This window comes from Salipiger sp. 1_MG-2023 (assembly GCF_030547555.1).
Taxonomy (GTDB): domain Bacteria; phylum Pseudomonadota; class Alphaproteobacteria; order Rhodobacterales; family Rhodobacteraceae; genus Salipiger.
The window spans coordinates 1-4,182 of sequence record NZ_JAUOQN010000119.1; the positions used below are offsets into that span (position 1 = coordinate 1).

Annotated in this window: 6 protein-coding genes; all 6 read left to right on the forward strand. The window is 59.3% G+C overall.

Annotation, left to right across the window (positions count from 1 at the left end):
• A partial coding sequence (locus tag Q4543_RS23790) for a hypothetical protein (RefSeq protein ID WP_303442542.1) occupies positions 1-438 on the forward strand: 438 nt, incomplete at its 5' end.
• 67 nt (positions 439-505) lie between these two features.
• Complete coding sequence (locus Q4543_RS23795) at positions 506-748, forward strand: hypothetical protein (protein WP_303442545.1); 243 nt, start codon at positions 506-508, stop codon at positions 746-748.
• 14 nt (positions 749-762) lie between these two features.
• On the forward strand, positions 763-1,149 hold the full coding sequence (locus Q4543_RS23800; RefSeq protein WP_303442547.1) for a single-stranded DNA-binding protein: 387 nt from the start codon (positions 763-765) through the stop codon (positions 1,147-1,149).
• A gap of 272 nt (positions 1,150-1,421) precedes the next feature.
• Positions 1,422-2,633, forward strand: a complete 1,212-nt coding sequence (locus Q4543_RS23805) for a DNA cytosine methyltransferase (RefSeq protein ID WP_303442549.1) — start codon at positions 1,422-1,424, stop codon at positions 2,631-2,633.
• Positions 2,633-3,430: a hypothetical protein gene (locus Q4543_RS23810; protein ID WP_303442551.1), complete on the forward strand. Its 798-nt coding sequence runs from the start codon at positions 2,633-2,635 to the stop codon at positions 3,428-3,430. Before Q4543_RS23805 ends, Q4543_RS23810 begins: the two co-directional genes overlap by 1 nt.
• Before the next feature lie 58 nt (positions 3,431-3,488).
• On the forward strand, positions 3,489-4,079 hold the full coding sequence (locus Q4543_RS23815) for a hypothetical protein (protein ID WP_303442553.1): 591 nt from the start codon (positions 3,489-3,491) through the stop codon (positions 4,077-4,079).
• The last annotated feature ends 103 nt before the right edge of the window (positions 4,080-4,182 follow it).

The following is a 4,182-nucleotide window of genomic DNA, read 5'->3' on the forward strand; positions in this document are numbered from 1 at the left end:
CGGTCTGCTCATCCCCTCCAGTTATCGCACTGGATTCGCAAGGTGAATCCCTCACAGGCTTTGTGCAACAGAGCCCGGCTGACGGGAAAATGGAAAGGCAGAAAGATGAATAAGGCAATTCTCCCCGGCTTCTCGGCGCATGAGCAGATCAAGATGCTGCGCGACAAGCCCGGTCTCGAAATCGACGCGCTCGACAACGCCAGCCAGATCAATCCCAAGATGGATCGCATTTGGGACATCCACTTCAGGGTTGGCAAGAGGCGCTACTACTTCAACATCGGCATCGCGAAGAATGGGCGGGTGTGCAGCACACCGGGTGTCTTCATTTGCCAGCGCGGCGATAGCGACAAGATCCGTCGTTCGGAGAGCATGACCGCCGAAGATTTTAAGCGCGAGATCTACGATCGCGTTGCCGCCGCCGTACCCGGCGCCGCCTGACTACCCAAGCCGGGCCTCAGGACCCGGCAACACCGAGTAGCCATCAATAACCGAAAAGGAAACAGGGATGTCGGAATTCAAAAGCACTGATGACAAGCGAGCAGAGAACAGCGGCACCCGGTCGAAATACCGGACGCTGACGGATGCGGAAAAGACCGTGATCGACGAGATCAAGAAATCTGGCGACATCATGATTGGCGCTTTCAGAGACATTGCAGAACTGAAGCCCGAGGCCGGGCGCGAATTCTCTCTCGCAATCACGCACGTCGAAGACGCCGTCATGCGCGCCGTCCGTGGCATCACGCAATAATTGAGGAAGCAAGCATGAACACACTCTCTTTCACCGGCCGCGTCGTCGCAGATCATGAAGGCGTCATGGCCGTCGGACAGACCCAGGTCCTGAACTTCCGCGTCGCGTCCGACGTCGGCTTCGGCGATCGGAAGAGCACCCTATGGCTCGGTTGCGCAATCTGGGGTGCCCGCGCCGAGAAGCTGGCCACCTACATCTCGAAGGGGCAGTATGTCGCAATCAGCGGCGAGCTGTCCTCGCGTGAATACGAAAAGGACGGCCAAACCCGCACGGCACTCGAAGTGCGCGTCGGCGAGGTCGACCTCGGCCCGAAGGTCACGGACGGCGGTGCTGCGGCCTCTGCCAGCGGATCGCAGGCCACCAGAACCGCAGAAAAGGTCGACGACGAAATCCCGTTCTGAGTTCCAGTCGCGGCCTGCGGGCCGTGGCAAGCGCCTTGCGTCGGCCCCGGTCCTGGGCCTGAAGCATGGAGCGAGGCGCGCCGGGTTTCTTCCGTTTTCCCCGGTCAGTGTAGCTCCACGCATGGACATCTCCGAGACCCGCTGGCTACGCCCGGCGGGTTTCCCAAATTTTGGGGTGGCCCGCTACGCATTTTACAAGATGTTGTCAATCTGTTCTTGATAGTTTCTGTGCCATTTGAACTAACACGGAGAAAAGCAAGTAGGAGGTCGGCATGTCGGAAGAGCAGTCCGCGAAGCCCTCAATCAGAAAATCTGTGGAGCTCTTCGCTGGTGCCGGAGGCCTTGGCATCGGCCTCGCTGACGCCGGTTTCGTCCCGGAAATGGTTGTTGAGTATAACAAATGGTGCTGCGACACCATGCGCGACAACCATCATGTTCTCGATAAAGATGATGGAGAGGATACTGACGAACGCCCTTGGCGCGTTGTTGAGGGTGACGTTCGCAAGGTCAGCTTCAAGGAGTTTGAAGGCAAGATTGACCTGATCTCCGGCGGCCCTCCGTGCCAGCCGTTTTCCCTTGGGGGTCGTCATCGCGCATACGACGACGCCAGGGATATGTTCCCGCAAGCAGTGCGCGCCGTTCGAGAGGCTCGGCCCCGTGCTTTCATTTTCGAGAACGTCAAGGGCCTGACCCGAGCATCGTTCCTGCCGTATTTCGAATACGTGAAGCTTCAGATGGAGCACCCCGAGATGATCGCTCGGGACGGCGAGGCTTGGGAAGATCATCTCAAGCGCCTCGAGCAACACCACACGTCCACGAAGCGTCCGGATCTCCACTACCAAGTGGTGACGAAACTCCTGAACTCCGCGAATTACGGTGTCCCGCAGCGACGGGAACGTGTCCTGTTCGTCGGCTTCCGCGACGATGTGGATGCCCGCTGGTCTTTCGACCAGGGTAAGTTCACTCAAGAAGCTCTCGTCTGGGATCAGCTCTACGGGGACTACTGGGAGCGCCATGGCGTCGCAAAAAAATGGCAGGTGCTCGAAGGTCGCGCGCTGCAGATGTCAAAGCGGATGTCGAAAGATGAAAAGCCGAGTGGACTGCCATGGAGGACGACGCGCGATGCGATCGGTGACCTGCCAGATCCAGAAAAGCGTCACTCGGTAGCGGATCATCGCTACCAGCCCAACGCGCGGACATACCCAGGACATACCGGCAGCTACCTCGATGAGCCCAGGAAGACCCTCAAAGCAGGCGTGCATGGCGTGCCGGGTGGAGAGAATATGCTGCGCCGAGCTGACGGTTCCGTGCGTTATTTTACCGTGCGCGAGGGAGCCAGGATTCAGACCTTCCCCGACGGATATAAGTTCCATGGCGCCTGGACTGAGTGCATGCGCCAGCTCGGAAACGCTGTTCCAGCTGAACTGGCGAGGGTCGTTGGAGAAAGCGTCGCCACGCGCTTGGATGAGTCTGAAGCAGCATAATGGCACGGAGACCTGAACTTCAGACGGCGGACGAGACATCCGCCAGGCTTGATCAATTCGCCCAGTTGGTTCGCGCCGCAGAGATGACAGGCCCTTCGAGAAAGGGTGTTCTGGCCGCGATCGCAACGATGAAAGGGCAACTCGATCAACTCGAACGGGACGTAGATCCTGTGCGTTTACCTGACGCGTTTTTCGATCCCGCCGAGCCTCGACTGATCGGCCATTTCGTAGCTCTGGCGCTCATCTCGCAAGACCGAGTCCGGCTCGACGCGATCCAACCCATGTACGGTGCCGGCGTTTACGCAATTTATTATACTGGCCCCGAGGATATCCGCAAGAAAAATGAAGCAGATCATCTCGCGCGGACCATAGAGGCTCTTGCGCTTTGCGACGAGCATGACGAGCAGCTCGCATGCCTCAAGCGGATGGGCTGGTTGTTGGACGATGCGATCAAAGCAGGGCTTATCGAAGTGGCGACGCCTGTCCAGGCCGACGTCGACCAAACCCAAGAGCAGGATGCCGTGACGGCAGGTGACTTGGTGGAGTTGAGAGGTGCCAGCCTCGAGCAGGTCGCCAAGCGCGCAAATGATCTGCCGGACGTGAGGAGTGCTCGGATTTGGAAGGGCAAGCGCGTATACATCGACCTCTACGCTAAGGATCACACGTTCCGAGGCGACCGGAACCACCAGCTCTACTACTGCGCCGATCGCGGGCTCGTCAGCCAGCATGGCTCCGGGATTACCTCCTCGAACTTCGACGAGGCGGTTGAGAAATTTCTGGCCAACTTCGCAGCCTAACACCCGCCACATCTCCGTCGCGCCGACCCCGCGCGGATCCCCAAACGGAGAATGAAAGATGAACGACGAAATCCTCGATGCTGTCTATGAAAACGACCACCTCGAAGACCCTCGCGAAACCGCTGCACGGGCGGCCGAAGGTGCGAATTTTGAGAGTGTCTACGGCGGCGCTATTTATCACGGCGCACGAACCGAGCTGACCGCTGTATCTGTACGCTACGACTACTCTGAGCGCGAAAGAGACGCTTACTGGCCAAAGGCGCTCGCACGAGCGATCGACACATGCGCTACGCGCGGCCGAGAGCATGGCGTCGATGGGACGCCGACAGAAGACGAGATCAAGACCGCCCGCGAACGCAGCGAGCATTTTCTGGGCGCTTGGACGGTCGTCACCGGCAACGACATGGAAGGCGGCAGGCTTTCAGCGCACCAGCGCCTTGAAATTGCGAAGTCAGTCCCAAGCGCATTTATCGCTCAGGCCCGCGAACTCAACGAAGAAGGCATTTGCAAGTTTTCTAACCGTGCCTTCGAGCTCGGTCAGGATCTTCGTCGCGGCGAGAGGACGCGAGGTGATGCCCAGCGGGGGCGAGATAAGGCGCCGGCTACAGGCCGGCAGAGGGTGAGGCAGCAGCAGAGATCACGGGGATGATCGCCGCTCGCTCGTTGAGCGTCTCTAGGTAGTGCCCCGAGAGGTGGTGTAAGAGCGCCGACCTTCGGAGAGGTCCAAGGCTGATCAGGTCGCCACGGCGGAC

Excerpts from the sequence above, each read along its gene's own strand:
- Q4543_RS23810 (WP_303442551.1), top strand. The coding sequence starts at position 2,633 with ATGGCACGGAGACCTGAACTTCAGACGGCGGACGAGACATCCGCCAGG.
- Q4543_RS23815 (WP_303442553.1), top strand. The coding sequence starts at position 3,489 with ATGAACGACGAAATCCTCGATGCTGTCTATGAAAACGACCACCTCGAA.
- Q4543_RS23805 (WP_303442549.1), top strand. The coding sequence starts at position 1,422 with ATGTCGGAAGAGCAGTCCGCGAAGCCCTCAATCAGAAAATCTGTGGAG.
- Q4543_RS23795 (WP_303442545.1), top strand. The coding sequence starts at position 506 with ATGTCGGAATTCAAAAGCACTGATGACAAGCGAGCAGAGAACAGCGGC.
- Q4543_RS23800 (WP_303442547.1), top strand. The coding sequence starts at position 763 with ATGAACACACTCTCTTTCACCGGCCGCGTCGTCGCAGATCATGAAGGC.